The sequence below is a fragment of the Catellatospora tritici genome, assembly GCF_019083965.1.
Lineage (GTDB): Bacteria > Actinomycetota > Actinomycetes > Mycobacteriales > Micromonosporaceae > Catellatospora > Catellatospora tritici.
Map to the genome: position 1 here is coordinate 246,128 of NZ_JAHRCY010000011.1, position 17,694 is coordinate 263,821.

The 17,694-nt window shown below is 70.8% G+C and carries 18 protein-coding genes; 10 read left to right on the forward strand and 8 right to left on the reverse strand.

Annotated elements, in window-relative coordinates:
* Positions 1-6: 6 nt before the first annotated feature.
* The gene (locus tag KUA19_RS25280) at positions 7-765 is read left to right on the forward strand and encodes a type III pantothenate kinase (protein WP_217399644.1); all 759 of its coding nucleotides are present in this window, start codon (positions 7-9) and stop codon (positions 763-765) included.
* Here the strand turns inward: KUA19_RS25280 and KUA19_RS25285 are convergent.
* Complete coding sequence (locus KUA19_RS25285; RefSeq protein ID WP_217399646.1) at positions 762-1,508, reverse strand: class I SAM-dependent methyltransferase; 747 nt, start codon at positions 1,506-1,508, stop codon at positions 762-764. The two genes, KUA19_RS25280 and KUA19_RS25285, sit on opposite strands and share 4 nt — an antisense overlap.
* A 748-nt stretch (positions 1,509-2,256) precedes the next feature.
* Here KUA19_RS25285 and KUA19_RS25290 point away from each other — a divergent pair.
* Positions 2,257-2,607 (forward strand): histone-like nucleoid-structuring protein Lsr2, encoded by a 351-nt coding sequence (locus KUA19_RS25290; RefSeq protein WP_217399648.1) that lies wholly within the window; start codon positions 2,257-2,259, stop codon positions 2,605-2,607.
* A gap of 432 nt (positions 2,608-3,039) precedes the next feature.
* Positions 3,040-5,562 (forward strand): ATP-dependent Clp protease ATP-binding subunit, encoded by a 2,523-nt coding sequence (locus tag KUA19_RS25295; RefSeq protein WP_217399650.1) that lies wholly within the window; start codon positions 3,040-3,042, stop codon positions 5,560-5,562.
* 53 nt (positions 5,563-5,615) lie between these two features.
* Here the strand turns inward: KUA19_RS25295 and KUA19_RS25300 are convergent, their stop codons facing one another.
* Positions 5,616-6,494: a polysaccharide deacetylase family protein gene (locus KUA19_RS25300; RefSeq protein ID WP_217399652.1), complete on the reverse strand. Its 879-nt coding sequence runs from the start codon at positions 6,492-6,494 to the stop codon at positions 5,616-5,618.
* 69 nt (positions 6,495-6,563) lie between these two features.
* Complete coding sequence (locus KUA19_RS25305; protein ID WP_217399653.1) at positions 6,564-7,445, reverse strand: iron-sulfur binding domain-containing protein; 882 nt, start codon at positions 7,443-7,445, stop codon at positions 6,564-6,566.
* Positions 7,446-7,580: 135 nt separating this feature from the next.
* Between KUA19_RS25305 and KUA19_RS25310 the strand changes: the two genes are divergently transcribed.
* The 3 genes from KUA19_RS25310 to KUA19_RS25320 are packed head-to-tail and all read left to right on the forward strand — an operon-like array spanning position 7,581 to position 9,411.
* Positions 7,581-8,108 (forward strand): glycine cleavage system transcriptional repressor, encoded by a 528-nt coding sequence (locus KUA19_RS25310; RefSeq protein ID WP_217399655.1) that lies wholly within the window; start codon positions 7,581-7,583, stop codon positions 8,106-8,108.
* A complete protein-coding gene (locus KUA19_RS25315; RefSeq protein ID WP_217399657.1) occupies positions 8,105-8,674 on the forward strand; it encodes a peptide deformylase in 570 nt (189 codons plus the stop codon). Before KUA19_RS25310 ends, KUA19_RS25315 begins: the two co-directional genes overlap by 4 nt.
* Positions 8,675-8,733: 59 nt before the next feature.
* Complete coding sequence (locus tag KUA19_RS25320; RefSeq protein ID WP_217399659.1) at positions 8,734-9,411, forward strand: hypothetical protein; 678 nt, start codon at positions 8,734-8,736, stop codon at positions 9,409-9,411.
* Between the two features lie 283 nt (positions 9,412-9,694).
* On the opposite strand, the gene disA is transcribed toward KUA19_RS25320, so the two are convergent.
* The 4 genes from disA to KUA19_RS25340 are packed head-to-tail and all read right to left on the reverse strand — an operon-like array spanning position 9,695 to position 13,891.
* Positions 9,695-10,807: a DNA integrity scanning diadenylate cyclase DisA gene (disA, locus tag KUA19_RS25325; RefSeq protein ID WP_217399661.1), complete on the reverse strand. Its 1,113-nt coding sequence runs from the start codon at positions 10,805-10,807 to the stop codon at positions 9,695-9,697.
* 48 nt (positions 10,808-10,855) lie between these two features.
* A complete protein-coding gene (gene radA / locus KUA19_RS25330) occupies positions 10,856-12,277 on the reverse strand; it encodes a DNA repair protein RadA (RefSeq protein WP_308167625.1) in 1,422 nt (473 codons plus the stop codon).
* A 37-nt stretch (positions 12,278-12,314) separates the two neighbouring features.
* Positions 12,315-13,037: a copper chaperone PCu(A)C gene (locus KUA19_RS25335; protein WP_217399663.1), complete on the reverse strand. Its 723-nt coding sequence runs from the start codon at positions 13,035-13,037 to the stop codon at positions 12,315-12,317.
* A gap of 53 nt (positions 13,038-13,090) precedes the next feature.
* The gene (locus KUA19_RS25340; RefSeq protein WP_217399665.1) at positions 13,091-13,891 is read right to left on the reverse strand and encodes a UbiA family prenyltransferase; all 801 of its coding nucleotides are present in this window, start codon (positions 13,889-13,891) and stop codon (positions 13,091-13,093) included.
* Positions 13,892-13,968: 77 nt separating this feature from the next.
* Here KUA19_RS25340 and KUA19_RS25345 point away from each other — a divergent pair, with 77 nt between their 5' ends.
* Positions 13,969-14,799: a DUF6023 family protein gene (locus KUA19_RS25345; RefSeq protein WP_217399667.1), complete on the forward strand. Its 831-nt coding sequence runs from the start codon at positions 13,969-13,971 to the stop codon at positions 14,797-14,799.
* Between the two features lie 6 nt (positions 14,800-14,805).
* On the opposite strand, the gene KUA19_RS25350 is transcribed toward KUA19_RS25345, so the two are convergent.
* Positions 14,806-15,225 carry a hypothetical protein gene (locus KUA19_RS25350; protein WP_217399669.1) on the reverse strand — a complete coding sequence of 140 codons (420 nt, stop codon included), beginning with the start codon at positions 15,223-15,225 and terminating at the stop codon, positions 14,806-14,808.
* A 297-nt stretch (positions 15,226-15,522) separates the two neighbouring features.
* Here KUA19_RS25350 and KUA19_RS25355 point away from each other — a divergent pair, with 297 nt between their 5' ends.
* The 3 genes from KUA19_RS25355 to ispF all read left to right on the forward strand — a co-directional run bounded on the left by KUA19_RS25355 (position 15,523) and on the right by ispF (position 17,387).
* Positions 15,523-16,008 carry a CarD family transcriptional regulator gene (locus KUA19_RS25355; RefSeq protein ID WP_120317389.1) on the forward strand — a complete coding sequence of 162 codons (486 nt, stop codon included), beginning with the start codon at positions 15,523-15,525 and terminating at the stop codon, positions 16,006-16,008.
* Between the two features lie 14 nt (positions 16,009-16,022).
* A complete protein-coding gene (gene ispD, locus KUA19_RS25360; protein ID WP_217399671.1) occupies positions 16,023-16,718 on the forward strand; it encodes a 2-C-methyl-D-erythritol 4-phosphate cytidylyltransferase in 696 nt (231 codons plus the stop codon).
* 204 nt (positions 16,719-16,922) lie between these two features.
* Positions 16,923-17,387, forward strand: coding sequence for a 2-C-methyl-D-erythritol 2,4-cyclodiphosphate synthase (gene ispF / locus KUA19_RS25365; protein ID WP_217399673.1), 465 nt, complete (start codon positions 16,923-16,925; stop codon positions 17,385-17,387).
* Positions 17,388-17,694: the final 307 nt, after the last annotated feature.

The following is a 17,694-nucleotide window of genomic DNA, read 5'->3' on the forward strand; positions in this document are numbered from 1 at the left end:
CGGCACGTGCTGCTCTGCATCGACATCGGTAACACCAACACGGTGCTCGCCACCTTCGAGGGCGACAAGATCGTGCACTCGTGGCGGGTGAAGACCGATGCCCGCAACACCGCCGACGAGCTGGGCCTGATGTTCCGTGGCCTGCTGGCCGGGGACAACGTCGAGATCACCGGCGTGGCGGCCTGTTCGACCGTCCCGGCGGCGCTGCGCTCACTGCGTACGATGCTCGGCCGCTACTACCCGGGGGTGCCCGCAGTGGTGGTCGAGCCCGGGGTCAAGACCGGGGTCCAGCTGGCCATCGACAACCCCAAGGAGGTCGGCGCCGACCGTGTGGTCAACACGCTGGCCGCGCACGCCCTCTACGGCGGCCCGGCGATCGTGGTCGACTTCGGCACCTCCACCAACTTCGACGCCATCAGCGCCCGGGGCGAGTTCCTCGGCGGCGTGCTGGCCCCCGGCATCGAGATCTCGGTGGAGGCGCTGGCTTCCCGCGCCGCGCAGCTGCGCAAGGTCGAGCTGGTCAAACCGGCCCGGGTGATCGGCAAGAACACGGTCGAGTGCCTGCAGTCGGGCGTGGTGTTCGGCTTCGCCGGGCAGGTCGACGGCGTGGTCAACCGCATGATCGAGGAGCTGGGTGGGGTGACGGCGGTGATCGGCACCGGCGGGCTGGCGCCCGTGGTGATCGGCGAGTGCCGCACCATCACCCACCACGAGCCGATGATCACCCTCATCGGCCTGCGCATGGTGTACGAGCGCAACGTCTAACGCCGCCGCAGGCGGTAGGCGACCGTCGTGTACGGCAGCTCGAAGCTGTCGCGTCCGGCCAGGTCCGGATGGGTGGCGCAGAGCGTGCGCACCTGGTCCAGGATCTGCCGCTGCTCCTCGGGCGCGGCGGTCAGGTACCACGACCGCGACTGGACCAGGTCCAGCAGCCCCGCTGCCGTCTGCCGCACGCTGTGCGGGAACTCGGCCACCTCGGCCTGCTCGAACAGCGAGCTGGGCCGCAGCGTGTCCAGGCCCGCCAGGTGCTGCCGGGCGGGCGTGATGATCTCTTCCAGGCGGCGAGTCCAGTCCAGGCTGAGGTCGCGGTTGTTCCACATGGGCGCCAGCACGCCGCCGGGTCGCAGCACCCGCGCGATCTCCGTGTCCGCCGCGACGGGGTCGAACCAGTGGAAGGCCGTGCCGACCACCACGGCGTCGGCGCTGCCGTCGGCCAGCGGGATCGCCTCGGCCGACCCGGCCAGGCAGTCGACGCCGGGGGTGGTCCGGGTGAGCTGGGCTCGCATCTCGGGGTCGGGTTCCACCGCCACCACGTCGTGACCGGCGGCGAGCACCACCCGGGTGAGCTGGCCGGTGCCTGCGGCCAGGTCCACCACGCGCAGCGGCGCCTTTCCGGGGACGGAGTCGAGGGCCCAGTCCAGCGCCTCGAGCGGGTAGGTGGGGCGGGCGCCCGCATAGGTCTGGGCGGCCGCTCCGAACGAAAGGCGATGCTGTTCGAGTCGCGTCATGTCGTACCCCCGATTTCAAGCGATCTTGGTCGCACACTGTAGCGTCTCGCCGCGTGATGCGCCGATACGGGGCGGCGGCGATAGGCGGCGGATCGCAGCGCACAGCGATTGCGCGACTGCCCCCGGTAGCGCGAATCCAGCGGCCCGAATCGTGCCCGGAAGCCCACGAGCCGCCGGCTCGCCCGTGGCGCCACTCAGGGGCCGCCCAAACGCGCGGCTGGTGCCGACTCCGGCCGCCCCGTTCCCGTGCGGTACGGGGTGGTGCCCACGACACCGCGGCCATTGCCGACGGTCGCGGAATTAGGCCCGATCGCGCCCTTTGAAGGTGGTCCGGGGTCGGCGTGGTCTGGTCGCCGACCGGCCGGTGGCACCGCCCACTGTTTTGCTCACCCGCCGTCACGACTCAATTGCCGGGGGCGATCCGAGGCGATGTTTGAACCCGTGCGGTGTCCTGGAATCTGGTCGTCGGCGGGTCGGTGCCGGGTACGACCGTGGTTACCGGCGATGCTCCGTCGGAGCGTTCCCAATTGACAGGGCATTCTATTTCCCCTCGTCAGGGGCGCGGACCTTCGATTTTGCTCGGCGGGTGGCCTAGGATGACATGTAACGCATTTCGCGGGACGCGCAATAATGGCGACGCAGAATTGATCGGCGCGCGATGTGCAAGCTATCCTGTCGGCGTTCCCGTAGTTGAATTCGGCGCCTCGACTGACGGGGAGGCCAGGGGCGGCGAGAAAGGAAGTAAGGCATGGCCAGGCGCGAGATTGTGGTGCTGGCGGACGACCTCGATGGTTCCGAGGGCGACGTCCGCAGCGTGAAGTTCGGGTTCGAAGGAAACAGCTACGAGATCGACCTGGGCCCGTCGAACCACGACAAGCTGGCGCTGGCGCTGGCGCCGTTCGTGGCCGCCGCGCGCAAGGAGTCGAGCCGCCGGGGTCCGGCGGTCGCGGCGAAGGCGAAGGCACCGACCGCTGCCGAGCAGCGCGCCTTCAACCAGCGCGTGCGCGAGTGGGCCAAGGGTCAGGGTGAAGAGGTCAACGACCGGGGCCGCGTGCCGGCGAAGCTGATCGAGAAGTACTTCGCGGCGGGCCTGCGCTGATCTCATCCGGTGCGGACCCGGGCCGGGGTCACGTGCCGTCCGTAACTGCCAGAGCGGTACACGTGGAAGGTTCTGACGACCTTTCGTGTTGTACCGCTTTGTGCTGTCCGCCCCCGGCTCGGGTGGCCGCGGGCTCCGGCAGCGATCCGGATATTTCGCTGTGCGCGTAGCGCCCGTGGATGCGGAACAGCGCCGGGGCGGGCATGGTTGGCTCAGATGTCTTCCCCAACGGCGATATAGCGGGCAGTTTGCCCGCGAATATCCGAATTTCGACCGACGGTGAGCGACGTTACGGTTACCCAACGGTGACCCGACGACCGTTTTCGGTGGGCCGACACCGTCGGGGTCTGGCGTTAGAGTGAGTGAAACAGCTTCGCCGCCCCGCACCTCCAGGTGGAGGTCGAGGAACTGAGGCGTAGGTGAGGAGCGGGAATGTTCGAGCGGTTCACCGACCGGGCGCGTCGGGTGGTCGTCCTGGCCCAAGAAGAGGCCCGGATGCTCAACCACAACTACATCGGCACGGAGCACATCCTGCTCGGCCTCATCCACGAGGGTGAGGGCGTCGCGGCGAAGGCGCTGGAGAGTCTCGGCATCTCGCTCGAAGGTGTGCGCCAGCAGGTAGAGGAGATCATCGGCCAGGGCCAGCAGGCGCCGAGCGGGCACATCCCGTTCACGCCGCGGGCCAAGAAGGTGCTGGAGCTGTCGCTGCGTGAGGCGCTGCAGCTCGGCCACAACTACATCGGCACCGAGCACATCCTGCTCGGCCTCATCCGCGAGGGTGAGGGTGTCGCCGCCCAGGTGCTGGTGAAGCTCGGCGCCGACCTCAACCGCGTGCGCCAGCAGGTGATCCAGCTGCTCTCGGGCTACCAGGGCGGCAAGGAGCCGGCTGCCGCGGGCACCGCCACCGGCGAGGCGGCCCCGTCCACCAGCCTGGTGCTGGACCAGTTCGGTCGCAACCTGACCCAGTCGGCACGGGAGGGCAAGCTCGACCCCGTGATCGGCCGGGAGAAGGAGATCGAGCGGGTCATGCAGGTGCTGTCCCGCCGCACCAAGAACAACCCGGTGCTGATCGGCGAGCCCGGCGTCGGCAAGACGACCGTCGTCGAGGGCCTGGCCCAGAAGATCGTCAAGGGCGAGGTGCCGGAGACGCTGAAGGACAAGCAGCTGTACACGCTTGACCTCGGCGCCCTGGTGGCCGGTTCGCGCTACCGCGGTGACTTCGAGGAGCGTCTGAAGAAGGTGCTCAAGGAGATCCGCACCCGCGGCGACATCATCCTCTTCATCGACGAGATCCACACTCTGGTCGGCGCGGGCGCCGCCGAGGGCGCGATCGACGCCGCCAGCATCCTCAAGCCGATGCTGGCCCGCGGCGAGCTGCAGACCATCGGCGCGACCACGCTCGACGAATACCGCAAGCACCTGGAGAAGGACGCGGCGCTGGAGCGGCGCTTCCAGCCGATCCAGGTCGGCGAGCCCTCGGTGGCGCACACCATCGAGATGCTCAAGGGTCTGCGTGACCGCTACGAGGCGCACCACCGGGTCACCATCACCGACGCGGCCCTGGTCGCGGCGGCGAACCTGGCCGACCGGTACATCTCCGACCGCTTCCTGCCGGACAAGGCGATCGACCTGATCGACGAGGCCGGTGCCCGGATGCGCATCCGCCGGATGACCGCGCCGCCGGACCTGCGCGACTTCGACGAGAAGATCGCCCAGGTGCGCCGCGACAAGGAGTCCGCGATCGACGCGCAGGACTTCGAGCGCGCCGCGCAGCTGCGCGACAAGGAGAAGCAGCTGCTCGGCCAGAAGGGCGAGCGGGAGAAGCAGTGGAAGGCCGGTGACCTGGACGTCGTCAGCGAGGTCGACGACGAGCAGATCGCCGAGGTCCTGGCCAACTGGACCGGCATCCCGGTGTACAAGCTGACCGAGGAGGAGACCTCCCGCCTGCTGCGCATGGAGGACGAGCTGCACAAGCGGGTCGTCGGCCAGATCGACGCGGTCAAGGCCGTCTCCAAGGCGATCCGCCGTACGCGGGCCGGTCTGAAGGACCCCAAGCGCCCCTCGGGCTCGTTCATCTTCGCCGGTCCCTCGGGTATCGGTAAGACCGAGCTGTCCAAGGCGCTGGCAGAGTTCCTGTTCGGCAGCGAGGACGCGCTGATCCAGCTCGACATGTCCGAGTTCCACGACCGGTACACGGTGTCCCGCCTCGTCGGTGCCCCGCCCGGGTACGTCGGTTACGACGAGGGCGGCCAGCTCACCGAGAAGGTGCGCCGTCGGCCGTTCTCCGTGGTGCTCTTCGACGAGATCGAGAAGGCCCACCCGGACGTGTTCAACACGCTGCTGCAGATCCTGGAGGACGGTCGCCTGACCGACGGCCAGGGCCGCATCGTGGACTTCAAGAACACGGTGATCATCCTGACCACCAACCTGGGCACCCGTGACGTGGCCAAGGCCGTGTCGCTGGGCTTCCAGAAGTCCGAGGACGCCGAGTCGAACTACGAGCGGATGAAGGTCAAGGTCAACGACGAGCTGAAGCAGCACTTCCGCCCGGAGTTCCTGAACCGTATCGACGACACCATCGTCTTCCACCAGCTGACCGAGGTGGAGATCCTCTCGATCGTCGACATCATGATCAAGCGGATCGAGACCCAGCTGCGCAACAAGGACATGGGCCTGGAGCTGACCGACAACGCCAAGCGTTACCTGGCGAAGAAGGGCTTCGACCCGGTCCTGGGTGCCCGGCCGCTGCGCCGGACCATCCAGCGCGAGCTGGAGGACACGCTGAGCGAGCGCATCCTGTTCCAGGAGCTCAAGCCGGGCCAGCACGTGCTGGTCGACTGCGAGGGCGACCCGGAGCAGGTGGAGACCGCGAAGCTGACCTTCGTCGCGTCGCAGCGGGCCGTTCCGGCCGAGGCGGCGCCCGAGGCTCCGGCAGAGCCCGCCGCAGCCGCGTGACGTAGTCAAAGAAGAGGGGCACCGCGCGAGCGGTGCCCCTCTTCTCGTATGTGTCAGCGGGCGTCGAAGTCGACGTAGTCCTCCAGCAGCGCCGGGGTCAGCCCGGACCGGTAGATCGCCTTCAGCGCCGCCAGCAGGTCGTCCATCAGCGCCGGGCGGAAGTGCATGAGCAGCACGTCACCGGGCTTCACCACCTTCTGGGCGGTCTGGTAGCGCACGATGCCCTTGTCGACGGTCTGCGTCCAGTAGAACGAGGCGTGCATGCCGCAGTCCTGCGCGGCCCGCAGCGTGGTCTTGTCGCGCTCGCCGAAGGGCGGCCGGAACAGCGTCGGGCGCTTGCCGAACAGCTGCTCCAACTTGTCGGCCGACCCACAGATCTCGTGCTTCTGGAAGTCGTACGACTTCCCCTTGAGCGAGGTGTGCGTGATCGTGTGGTTCTCCACCACGCCGCCCGCGTCCTCGATCGCCTTGAAGTAGTCGGTGTACCTCGTCGCGGCGGGCGAGTTCAGGAACATGGTGACCGGGATGCCCGCCTGCCGGATGAACTCCGGCACCATCGACGGCCGCGACAGCGCCCCGTCGTCGATGGTGATGAAGGCGACCTTCTGCTCGGTCGGCACCCGGAACCAGAACACCGACGAGCTGCTCTCCGTCACGTGGACCCGCTTCGGCTCGGGCGCGTCCGGGAAGTGCGGCACCTGGGACATGTACCAGTCCAGGGTCTTCGGCCCCTTCGGGCTGACGACCGGCTTCGGCGACGGGGTCGGCGAGGGCGTGACCGAGGGGGTGGGCGAGGCCATGTCCGAAGGGCTCGCGCTGGGCGTGGCCGGTCCGGCGAAGGTCGGCGGGTCGGCTTTGTCGCAGGCGTTCAGTGTGAGCACAGCCAGTAACGGGAGCACGGCAAGGACGCGGCGAGCGGGGGTGGATGCCACGCCCGGACTCTATCCAGCGAACGCCGAGAAACAACCCCCCGCTGGTGGCGGGATAGCGGCAAGATCCGGTCAGATATCGGCGGATCCGGCGGGCAGGGCGTAGCGCTCGCGCCGCCGGACCACCAGACCGTCGGTGAGCAGGCTGGCCAGGGCGCGTTCGCGCTGCTCGTCGTGGGGCCATACCGCGTCGAGGTCCGGCCGGGGCACCGGACCGGCGCTGCCGCGCAGCACCGCCAGCAGCAGGCCGCGCACCTGACGGTCGGTTCCCGCGTATCGCTGCGGCTTGCGCGACGGGCCCTCCGGCAGCGGCAGGCCGGTCCGGCGCCAGGCGCAGAGCTCGCGCAGCGGGCAGTCGCCGCAGCGGGGGGTACGGGCGGTGCACAGCACCGCCCCCAGCTCCATCAGCGCGGCACTGGCCCGAGCCGCCGCCGGAGCCTCGGGCGGCAGCAGCGTCTCCACCAGACTCAGGTCCGCCGGGGTGGTGGCCGCTCCGGCGTCGGCCCTACCGAGCACCGCGCGTGCCGCCACCCGGCGCACGTTGGTGTCCACCACCGGATGCCGCTGCCCGTACGCGAACGCCAACACCGCGCGGGCGGTGTAGTCGCCCACCCCGGGCAGGGCGAGCATCTGGTCCAGCCGCTGCGGGACCACGCCGCCGTGGCGCTGCACCAGTGCGCCGGCGCACGCGTGCAGCCGCATCGCCCGGCGCGGGTAGCCCAACCGGCCCCAGGCCCGGATCGCCGCACCGGCTTCGTCGGCGGCCAGGTCGGCCGGGGCGGGCCAGCGCGCCACCCACTCGTGCCACACGGGCAGCACCCGTACCACGGGGGTCTGCTGGAGCATGACCTCGCTGATCAGGATGGGCCAGGCTCCCACATCCGGGGCGCGCCAGGGCAGGTCACGCGCGTTGGCGTCGTACCAAGCTGTGGTCAGCGCGGCGACTTCGGACATGACGCTCACCCTACTGCGGCACAATCACGGCATGAGTGGGCGCAGTGAGCGAATCATGTTGCAGGTAGTTCCGGTGCCTGGCGGTGTCGGCTCGCGCAGGGGCGCCGGCCGCGTGGAGCGCGGGGAGGCGGCGGCATGAACGGCTCCGGAGTGGAACTCGCCGTCACCGTGATCGGGCCGGATCGCACCGGGATCGTCGCCGACGTCGCGGAGGCGCTGGCGAAGCTCGGCGCCAACCTCACCGACTCGACCATGACCCGGCTGCGCGGGCACTTCGCGATGACGCTGATCTGCACCGCGCCGGCGCCGGCCGAACAGGTCGAAGCGGCGCTGAGCCATCTGTCCGCCGACGGCCAGCTGCTGGTGACGGTGCGCGACGTCGGTCCGGACGAGGCCACCACCAACGGCGGCCTGCCCTACCTGCTCAGCGTGCACGGCGCCGACCGGCTCGGCATCGTCGCCGCGGTGACCCGGGTCGTCGCGGACGCGGGCGGCAACGTCACCGATCTGTCCACCCGCCTGGTCGGTCCGCTGTACCTGCTCGTGGCCGAGGTGGACCTGCCCGTGGGCGTGCCCGGACCGCTGACCGAGCAGCTGGCGCAGGTCGCCGACGAGCTCGGGGTCGAGGTCAATCTCCGCCCGGCGGGGGCGGACGTCTTATGAGCGAGCAGGACCAGCGCGTCAGCGCCGCCATCGAGGGCTGGGATCTGGCATCCCTGGGTGAGGGCCGGGTGCTGCCCGTCGTCACCGCTCCCGCCCCGGTGCTCAGCCGGCCGGGGCCGCAGGTCGACCCGACCGCGCCCGAGATCGTCGCGCTCGCGGCCGACCTGGTCGCCACCATGCGGATCTCGCCGGGCTGCGTCGGCCTGGCCGCACCGCAGGTCGGCGTGAGCGCGCAGCTGTTCGCCCTGGACGTCACCACGCACCCGAAGACGATCACCACGCACGGCGTGTTCGTGCTGGCCAATGCCGTGATCGTGGAGGCCAGCCGGTGGCGGCCGGGGCGGGAGGGCTGCATGTCCGTGCCCGACCTCACCGGTGATGTGAAGCGGGCCGGGCGGATCGTGGTCACCGGCGAGCTCCCCGGCACCGGGCGCAAGGTCACCATCACCACGGACGCGTTCGAGGCGCGGGCGCTGCAGCACGAGATCGACCACTGCGACGGACTGCTGTTTTTGGACAAGGTGAGCGGCGCGCACGCGATCTACCAGCGCAAAACCTATCTGTGACGCGGCCAGGCGTGTCGCGCAGGGCGTGTCGTGATCGAGGGCGCTAGCGTGAGCACATCATGAGACTGATAGTGGGTCCTCTGCCCGCCGCCGTCTACTGGCGTCGCCGAGCGATAGTGCTCGGCGCGGTGCTCCTCGCCGTCCTCATGATCTCGCTGGTGGTGCGCGGCACCAGCAGCGGCGGCGCGCAGAACAACGCCGCCGCGACCGTCTCACCCGAGCCGAGCCTCGCGCAGTCGCCCAGCCCCGAGCCGTCGCCCAGCCCGACCGACGACACCATCGTGCCCGCGTCGGAGCTGTCGCCCAGCCCGTCGCCCTCGCTCGTGACCGACCCGGGGCAGTGCGGCGACGACGAGATCAAGGTGACGGCGAAGCCCGCGCAGACCTCGCTCAAGCGCGGTGCGGAGCTGTACATCACCCTGCTGATCAAGAATGTGGGCAAGCGCACCTGCCTGCGCGATGTCGGCGCCGACCTGCAGGAGCTGCGCATCCTCGACGGGACGACCAAGGTCTGGTCCTCCGACGACTGCGGCGGCCCGCGCGGGCACGAGGTGCGACAGTTCCCGCCCAACCACGAGCGGGCGTACACGGTGATCTGGAACGGACACGCCAGCACCGCCTGTGCCAAGACCATGAAGCGCACGCCGGACGGCCCGGTCCCCGACGCCGGGGACTACCAGCTGTTCGGCCGGGTCGGCACCGCCATCAGCCACGCGGTCACGCTCAAGCTGAGCTGACCGTGTTCCTGGGTCGCTTTGCTCTCGCGGCCTTAATCGGCGGCATCCTCCGCTGCGCTGCGGAAGCCACCGAGCGGCCGCTACCGCAAAGCTGACCGTGTTCCTGGGTCGCTTTGCTCTCGCGGCCTTAATCGGCGGCATCCTCCGCTGCGCTGCGGATACCACCGAGCGGCGCTACCGCAAAGCTGACCGTGTTCCTGGGTCGCTTTGCTGTCGCGGCCTTAATCGGCGGCATCCTCCGCTGCGCTGCGGAAGCCACCGAGCGGCCGCTATCGCAAAGCTCCTAGACGTAGCGTTCCAGGATCGAGGTCTCGGCCAGCCGGGACAGCCCCTCGCGTACGCCGCGGGCGCGGGCGTCGCCGACGCCGTCCACGGCCTGCAGGTCCTCCACGGTCGCTCCGAGCAGCCGCTGCAGGCTGCCGAAGTGGTCGACCAGCCGGTCCACTATCGCGCCGGGCAGGCGCGGCACCCGGGCCAGTAGCCGGAACCCGCGCGGGCTGACCGCGGCGTCCAGAGCCTCGGTGGTGGCCGGGTAGCCCATCGACTTGGCCACCGAGACCAGGTCGATCAGCTCGCTGGCCGACAGCATGTCCAGCTCGACCAGGGCCTCGTCGACGGTGCGGGCTCGGCGTGCCTGGGGCAGGTAGTCGCGGATGACCAGGGTGCGGTCGGCGTCGACCCCGGCCATCATCTCGTCGAGCTGCAGTGACAGCAGGCGGCCGTCGGTGCCCAGCTCCACGACGTAGCCGGCGATCTCGTCGGAGATGCGGCGCACCATCTCCAGCCGCTGCACCACCGCCAGCGCATCGCGCACGGTGACCAGGTCCTCGATCTCCAGCGCGGACAGGGTGCCGCTGACCTCGTCCAGGCGCAGCTTGTATCGCTCCAGCGTGGCCAGGGCCTGGTTGGCCCGGGACAGGATCTGCCCGGAGTCGTCCAGCGCGTGCCGCTGCCCGGCGACGTAGACGCCGATGATGTGCATCGACTGGCTGACCGAGATCACCGGGTAGCCGGTCTGCTTGGAAACCCGCTCGGCGGTGCGGTGGCGGGTGCCCGACTCCTCGGTCGGGATGGACGCGTCCGGCATCAGGTGCACGGCGGCGCGCAGGATGCGGGCGCCGTCGGCCGACAGCACGACCGCCCCGTCCATCTTGCACAGCTCACGCAGGCGCGTCGCGGAGAACTCGACGTCGAGCGGGAAGCCGCCCGTGCACACGGTCTCCACGACCTTGTCGTATCCGAGGACGATGAGAGCTCCGGTGCGGCCCCGCAGGATGCGCTCCAGGCTGTCGCGCAGCGGCGTGCCGGGGGCGACCCGTGCCAGGGTGGCGCGCAATGGATCACCGCCGACGGCGGCGGTGTTCCAGGTGTTGTCGCGATCGATCGGCACGGGCACAGTCTAGTGGGGTCCTGCGGGAACGCTTGGCGGCCCGTGGTGCCACCGTCACTCAGCGGACATCCGGGCAGCCCAATGCAGTGCCGTACGCAGATCGGACACCTCTTCGACCCGGATGCCCGGCGCCGCCACGCCGGTGGCGACGGGACCGCAGCCGGGCGGCACCAACGCGTACTGGAACCCCAGCCGGGCCGCCTCGGCCAGCCGCCGGGGCACCGCGCCGATGCGACGCACCTCGCCGGTCAGCCCCACCTCGCCGATCGCGACCAGCCGGGGCGCCAACGCCAAGTTCAACCCGGCCGAGGCCACCGCCAGCGCCACGGCGAGGTCGGCCGCGGGCTCGATCACCCGGATGCCGCCGACCGTGGCCGCGAAGACCTCCTTGTCGTGCAGCGACATCCGCTCGGTACGCCGCTCCAGCACCGCCAGCACCATGGCCAGCCGGGCGGAGTCGAGGCCGGACACGGTGCGCCGGGGCGAACCGGCCATGGTCGCCCCGATCAGGGCCTGCACCTCGGTGACCAGGGCCCGGCGGCCCTCCATGGCGACGGTGACGCAGGTGCCGGGCACCGGCTCGGCATACCGGGTCAGGAACAGCCCGGACGGGTCGGGCAGGGAGGAGATGCCGCTCTCGGTCATCTCGAAACAGCCGACCTCGTCGGCCGCGCCGAACCGATTCTTCAGACCGCGCACCAGCCGCAGCGACGAGTGCTTGTCGCCCTCGAAGTGCAGCACCACGTCGACCAGGTGCTCCAGCACGCGCGGGCCCGCCACGTTGCCGTCCTTGGTGACGTGCCCCACCAGGACGGTGGCGATGTTGCGCTCCTTGGCCACCGCGATGATCGCGGCGGTGACCGCGCGGACCTGGGTGACGCCGCCGGGCACGCCGTCGCTGCCCGGCATCGCGATGGTCTGCACCGAGTCGAGCACCAGCAGACCCGGCTTGACCGCGTCCAGGTGGCCGAGCACCGCCCCGAGGTCGGTCTCGGCGGCCAGGTACAGCCGCTCGTGCAGGGTGTTCATGCGCTCGGCGCGCAGCCGGACCTGGGAGACCGACTCCTCGCCGCTGACGATCAGTGAGTTGCTGCCCGCGCCGGCGGCCCATTGCTGGGCCACGTCGAGCAGCAGGGTCGACTTGCCCACGCCGGGCTCGCCCGCGAGCAGCACCACCGCGCCGGGGACCAGGCCGCCGCCGAGCACACGGTCGAGTTCGCCGACGCCGGTGGCGACGGCACGGGCCGGTTCGGCGCTGATGGTGGCGATGGGCCGGGCGGGTTCACCGGGAGAACGGGGCGCGACGGTACGCATGGCGCCCAGCGCCGGCCCGACGGAAGACTCCACGACGGAGCCCCACTCGCCGCACTCGGGGCAGCGGCCGACCCATTTGGGCGGCTGATGCCCGCACGCGTCGCATTCGTACCCGGGGCGTGCGGGCTTGGCCGTCTTCGTCGTGGTGCTGCGCGCAGTCACGCCGATGAACCTACCGGGTGGCTGCGACAGGGTGCTGTCAGTGGCCTTCGCCGGGGGTCACGACCTCCCCCTCGCCCTCGGGCAGGGGGATCGGGCTGCGCGGCATCGGGTCCAGCGGGGTGGCCACCGGCACGGCCGGGATGACGATGGACTGCCCGTTGGACAGCTTGATCGTCAGTGGCACCGACGCCCCGTTGGCCAGCGCGGCCTTCAGGCCCTTCAGCACGAAGAACTGCTTGCCCGTGGGGATCAGCTCGACGTAGCCGAACGGCGCGATGGTGATCTTCTCGGTCGACGCCGGAGCGGCCGGGCTCGGGCTGGGGCTCGGCGAGGCGGCGGCCGAAGCCGACGCGGAAGCCGAGGGCTTGGCGGACGCCGAAGCCGACGCGGCCGCCGAGGGCGAGGCCTCGGCGCTCGGCGTGGTCTTCCCGGCACCGGCCGAGGTCAGCTCGACCGAGGTCGCGGCGGCCGACTCGACGCCGGTGACCGTGATCGGGTCCTTGGTGTTGTTGAAGATGCGCAGCTGCAGCGGCGCGTCCGCCCCGGCCTTGTATCCCGGCAGACCGGGGTAGGCGACCATCGCGTCGCGCACCACGACGTTGCCGGCGCCGGGCGAGGTCTCGATGGAGCCGCCGGCCGCACCGGGCACGGCCGCCACCTGGTCGGCGGTCTGCGACTGCATGCCGGCGCTGCAGCCGGTCAGAGCCAGGGCGGCGGCGGTGGCCCCGCCTGCGAGGAGCATGGTGATCGAGCGCGTCACGGGCGTCAGCGTAATCTCCGCCGCCCGGTGGGCTGGAGCCGACCCGCCGCTGTTCACAGCACCCCCGCGACGACCAGCACCAGCACGTCCACCAGGGCGAGGCCGAGTAGCGCGCGGAAGGCGGCGCGCGGGGCGGCGTACCGGCCGATGGGAATCATCGCGACGGCCGTGACCGAAACCACCAGCGCGGCCCACAGCGGCGGGCGCGCCCCGGCGATCAGGACGACCATGGTGGCGATCAGCAGCACGGTTGCCAGCAGCAGGCTGCGCCGGGCGCCGAGGCGCTGCGGCAGGCCGCGCACCCCGGTGGCCGCGTCGTCGGCCAGGTCGGGCACCGCGTTGAGCAGGTGCGCGGCGCCGGTGAGCAGCGCCGCCGCCAGCACCAGCCAACCCGGCGCGCCCGGTGATCCAGGCCCGGCCGCCCCGATGAAGGCGATCAGCGCGGCGAAGGAGACCAGGTACGGCACGATCGAGGTCGGGGTGCCCTTGAGGGGCCAGTTGTACAGCTGGGCCGAGACCAGGGCGAGCAGGAACCAGCCCGAGGCGGGCCAGCCCCAGGCCAGGGCGGCGGCGATGGTCACGGCCGTGGCCAGCACGGCCGCGATCGCGACGGTACGGCGCCCGCCCGGCTCGACCGCCAGTGGCTTGTCGGCCCGCCCCACGGCCTGGTCCCGTCCGGCATCGATGGCGTCGTTGGCCCAGCCCACCGCGAGCTGGCTCAGCCCGACGGTGCCCACGATCAGGACGGCGTCGCGGACGGAGTGGCCCATCCCGACGGCGAGCAGCCCGCTGACCGCGGTGACGGCGAGGGCGGGCAGCGGATGGCAGGCGCGCAGCAACCGCAGCGGTGACATCTGGCCAGTGTGGCGCGTCATCGGTAATCTCGCCGCATATGGAGCCCCGCCGCGTACCGACCGTAGCCTATGTCCTGGTGACGGCGATCCTGCTCGGGGCAGGCGGCTACTGGTGGCACCGCGGCGCCCCGGCGCCGGTGCCGAGCGCCGCACACCTGCCTGCGCCGTCCACACCGCCGATGACGCCCGAGATGCGCGACGCGCTGCAGACGCTGCCCGAAGTGCTCGCCGAGGGACAGGCCGGTGAGGTGGCGGGGGTCCTGGACCCGATGCTCGTCGATGGCGAGGGCCAGCCGGACGAGCGGATGGCCGAGCTGCCTCAGGGGGCCTACGAACTGCGCCTGGCCTGCGTGGCGCCCGGCGGGAGGCTGCGCCTGACGCTGCGTTCGCAGACGGGCGAGGCCCCGTCGGACGAGGTGCTGCAGTGCTCCAGCGACCTCGGCTGGCAGCGGCGCACGCTGATCATTCCGCACGACTTGGGGCTCGCCACCGTGGTCACGCTGGTGGAGAACGCCGATTCCGCCGTCGTGGCCTGGCGGATCATCCCGCACCAGCCGCCCGGCCCGGCGGAGGAGTGGGACGACCAGGTCCTGGCGCTGCTGCCGGACAGGATGGGCCTACGGTCGACCGGCTTCGAACTGGTCTCGGGACAGTCCCGGCGGCACCGCTTCGACCTGCCGGAGGGCGCATACAGCCTGCGGATGGCCTGCGCCGGGGACACGGTGGTGCGGGTGAGCGTCACGGGGCAGGGCGGGCAGGCCGTGGACATGTTCTGCGACGCCGACAGCACGTACCTGATGGACCTGATGGGTGGGAAGGTGGGCGGGACCTTCGCCTTCGAGGCCTTGGGCGGCTCGGGGTCGGCGTACGTACGCGCGATCGTCGTGGACCGGATCCCGTTGTACTGACCAGGCTCAGCTCGGCGCCGTGGCGCCCGGGGTGGTCGAGCCCGGGGTGGTGGAGGCCGGGGTGGTGGAGGCCGGGGTGGAGATGCCGGGCACCGGTGGGCCGGGCTGGGGCTGCTGGGGCGTCTGCCGGGTCAGTCCGGGCCACGCGATGAGCAGCAGGCTGAGCAGAGTGATCACGACGGCGATGCAGAGCACGATCAGCGGTAGGGCGAGTGACGGAGCCTCGGGGTCGTCGATGCGTTCGGGCAGGTGCAAGCGTCTGCGCCAGTTGGCGCGCCGGGCTGCCCGCCGTCGGGCCCGTGCTTCCCGCTTGAGTTCCGCGCGCACCTTGACGGCCTCTTCGGCCAGCTCGGCGGGATCATCGGGAATGACGACCTCGCCCCACTCGGGCGGCAGGTCAGGCAGTCCGTTCCCCAGCGTGCCCATCGCCGGCTCCTCGCGTGTATCACCGCGTCCCTCTACTGTCGCGCGTCCGAACCGATCACGCCAGTGGCAACATCGAGGGGAGATCGAGTCTCGTTGACGAGACGGACAACGGACATCAGTCGCACCAATGAGTGGATAAGCGGTCACTGAGCGTAGTGCACCGAAGTCCCGGCCGCTGTGTCAAGCAGAAGAAATACGGCTCACAACGGGGGTGAGCTGCGCTAACTGTGCAAGACGGGCTGGGACTGCACGGCACGTCCGTGTTACCCTAGACACAGCGAAAGGGGTTTCGTACCTATGGATTTCAGTGTCGGCGAGACCGTTGTCTACCCCCACCACGGGGCCGCACTCATCGAGGCTATCGAGACCCGCACCATCAAGGGCGAGGAAAAGCTGTACCTCGTCCTTCGGGTTGCTCAGGGTGACCTGACGGTGCGGGTGCCCGCCGAGAACGCCGAGATCGTCGGCGTGCGAGAGGTGGTTGGCGAAGAGGGCCTGTCCAAGGTTTTCGACGTCCTCCGCGCTCCGCACACCGAGGAGCCGACCAACTGGTCGCGGCGTTACAAGGCGAATCTCGAGAAGCTCGCCTCGGGTAACCCGCTCAAGGTGGCTGAGGTGGTGCGTGACCTCTGGCGCCGCGAGCGGGAGCGCGGTCTGTCTGCGGGGGAGAAGCGGATGCTTGCCAAGGCTCGGGACATCCTTGTCGGCGAGGTCGCGCTCGCTGAGAAGAGCACCAAGGACGGGGCTGAGGTTCTCCTGGACAAGGTGCTCGCCGAGGCGTGACCGTTCCATCGACAATGTCCTCACACATCGAAGACCGCGACGTTCCGCACCATCGGGACGTCGCGGTTCTCGTTCCCGCCGCCGGGCAGGGTCTGCGCCTGGGTGGCGGGGTCCCCAAGGCCCTTCGTGAGCTGGCCGGGCAGCCGCTGCTGGTGCATGCCTGCGCGCGGCTGGCCCAGGCTCCCTCGGTGGCGCTGATCGTCGTGGCTGCCCCGGCCGACCAGGTCGACGCCGTGCGTGAACTGCTGCCGAATGCCACTGTGGTGGCCGGTGGCGCCACCCGGCAGCAGTCGGTGGCGAACGCCCTGGCGGCGGTGCCTGCCGGGCTCGACATCGTGCTGGTGCACGACGCCGCCCGCGCCCTCACCCCGCCCGAGCTGGTGGAGTCCGTCGCGGCGGCGGTGCGGGCGGGTCACGACGCGGTCATCCCGGTGCTGCCCGTGGTCGACACGGTAAAGCGGGTCGACGCGACCGACACCGTGCTGGAGACCGTCGACCGGGCCGCCCTGCGAGTGGTGCAGACCCCGCAGGGGTTCCGCCGTGCCGTGCTGGCCAAGGCCCATGCGGAGGCGGCCTCGGAGCACACCGACGACGCCGGCATGGTCGAGCGGCTGGGCCTGCCGGTCCACTGCGTCCCCGGATCCGACCACGCCCTCAAGATCACCCGCCCCCTCGACCTGGCCATCGCCGCCGCCCTCCTCTCCACCTGACCTACCCCGCGCGACCCCGCGCCGCGCACCCCCGGGTGCGATCGCGCAGTTTCGGGGAAAGTGCGCGAATCATGGGGCGAATTCGTGCACTCTCCCCGAAACTGCGGGAACCGCCCCGGGCGCCCACCCGGGCGCCCACCCGGGCACCCGCCCGGGGGCGGCTGGGGCGGACGCCGAGGGCGGGCGATGTTCTAGGGTGCGGGGGTGAGAGTCGGTATCGGTACGGACGTGCACGCCTTCGACCCCGAGCGCCCCTGCTGGGTCGCCGGGCTGCACTGGCCGGACACGCCGGGCCTGGCCGGGCACTCCGACGCCGACGTGGCCGCCCACGCCGCCTGCGACGCGCTGTTCAGTGCGGCAGGCCTGGGCGACCTCGGTGCCAACTTCGGCACCGACCGGCCCGAATGGTCCGGCACCGCCGGAGTGGTGTTGCTCGCCGAGGCGGCTCGCCGGGTGCGTGCGGCCGGCTTCACCGTCGGCAACATCTCCATCCAGGTGATCGGCGTGGCCCCGAAGATCGGCAAGCGGCGGGACGAGGCGCAGCGGGTGCTCTCGGAGGCCGCGGGCGCGCCGGTGACCGTCTCCGGCACCACCACCGACGGCCTGGGTCTGACCGGGCGGGGCGAGGGTCTGGCCGCGATCGCGGTCGCGCTGGTGCAAGCGCTCTGATAACTTCTGCAGGAAATCACTGCTTCATCCGTGAGTCCGATCGGTGTCACATCCGAATTGGGGGGTGAAACGGCGATCGACGTCCTGTCGACACTCCTGTCAAGAAGCGTCGTCCAACGGGTCGTGTCGCGGTGTCGATGACCGCGTCGGCGATTGTTTGGTCGGCGGTGCCAAGCCGCGTGACCTCGGCCGACGGGTGGTGTGCACCCGACGCCGTGCCGGTGTGTGTGGCTCGGCCGAACAGACAGACTGCCAGTTCACCCCTTGCCTGCGGCACCTCGGTCACGGAAGCTTCAGGTTTAGTGTT